At 42.7% G+C, this 1,605-nt stretch carries 2 protein-coding genes; both read left to right on the top strand.

From position 1 onward, the window contains the following. A partial coding sequence (locus BHC51_RS12595) for a hypothetical protein (RefSeq protein WP_180296391.1) occupies window positions 1–836 on the top strand: 836 nt, incomplete at its 5' end. A 283-nt stretch (window positions 837–1,119) separates the two neighbouring features. Continuing rightward, window positions 1,120–1,605, top strand: a 486-nt coding sequence (locus tag BHC51_RS00975; RefSeq protein ID WP_143558706.1) for a hypothetical protein, incomplete at its 3' end; no start/stop codon positions are given.

The raw sequence follows: 1,605 nt of genomic DNA, 5'->3' as shown, positions 1-1,605 counted from the left end.
TGGTGCTGCTGTGGCAGGTATTGCTGCTTGCCGGCTGTGACTATTTTGTAAGCGAACAGCAGGCACATGTACCATTCTATAATCGCGATAGCCGTGGCCGCGCCGATACTATTGGCAAACTCGGTACTCAATCCATCAGCATCCCCGCGGGCGTGATTGATGGCTGGGCACGCTATATCGGCGATCCGGGCGATTTTGCCGATCCTAAAATCAAAGCTAAATACCAGCGCCCGCCGGAATCTTATGACTTGCCGATTGAATCATTTGGTTTCCTGTATCGGATTACTGACGGCGATATTTATACCTCTTTCCGGCAAACAGAAGAAGATTACCGCCGCGATAATGAAACCTTAATCCCGTATGGCAAACCTTTTCCATGGGCCGATGTCATTATCTATGGTGAATATGATGCTGCGCCGCTGAATTTTAATGCCTATGTGCAGGAAGGCTTTAAAATATCAAAAGAAGTTTCCAATATTGATTATATCCAGCAGCCACAGCCGCTGTATGGCTTAACCGTATATCGGGCCAATAATGGCATTGATCCCAAAACCGGTGAACCGTGGAAATCGGATGTTAATGCCAAGGATATTTTGCTCAAAAAAGATCAGGCCGGCAATATTAAAACTTATATGGGTTGCGAGTTTTCTGAGCATAAAAATTTTTGTAGTCATATGTTTTATAATGATAAATTTCATATCAGAGTATCAATTAGTTATAACCGTACTTATCTGCCGCAATGGCAGCAGATGGAGAGCAATATTATCAATATACTGGATAGCTGGCGCGTAAGCCCAGAAGGCAGGCTGCTGGGCAAACAGATTGGTAAAGCCTAGTTTGTAGTAGTGGTATAACTTATTGATTATCTCAGGGAGAGCACTATGTTAGAAGCAAAAAAAGTAAGCAAAAGCGAAATTCAGGCATGGCGTAAACAGATTGAAAATGGTTATGCCAAATGGGCGCAATGTTTCTTTAAATCATACTGATTAGATAATTAATAAATATTGGCTAGTATCTAATTTAAAACAATAAAATTGAAAATAATTCTGAATTTCTCTCTTTTCTTTGTATTAATGTTGCGTTAACTTTTGTATTAAAAAATAAAGAAAAAGGCTGCTTATGAAGTCTGGATTTAGAAAAAGTCTACTTATCTTGGTGCTGCTGTGGCAGGTATTGCTGCTTGCCGGCTGTGACTATTTTGTAAGCGAACAGCAGGCACATGTACCATTCTATAATCGCGATAGCCGTGGCCGCGCCGATACTATTGGCAAACTCGGTACTCAATCCATCAGCATCCCCGCGGGCGTGATTGATGGCTGGGCACGCTATATCGGCGATCCGGGCGATTTTGCCGATCCTAAAATCAAAGCTAAATACCAGCGCCCGCCGGAATCTTATGACTTGCCGATTGAATCATTTGGTTTCCTGTATCGGATTACTGACGGCGATATTTATACCTCTTTCCGGCAAACAGAAGAAGATTACCGCCGCGATAATGAAACCTTAATCCCGTATGGCAAACCTTTTCCATGGGCCGATGTCATTATCTATGGTGAATATGATGCTGCGCCGCTGAATTTTAATGCCTATGTGCAGGAAGGCTTT

This window comes from Snodgrassella alvi, assembly GCF_002777745.1.
GTDB lineage: Bacteria > Pseudomonadota > Gammaproteobacteria > Burkholderiales > Neisseriaceae > Snodgrassella > Snodgrassella alvi_D.
Note: the sequence above shows the minus strand (reverse complement) of the source record. Positions and strands in the feature narration are given on the sequence as shown.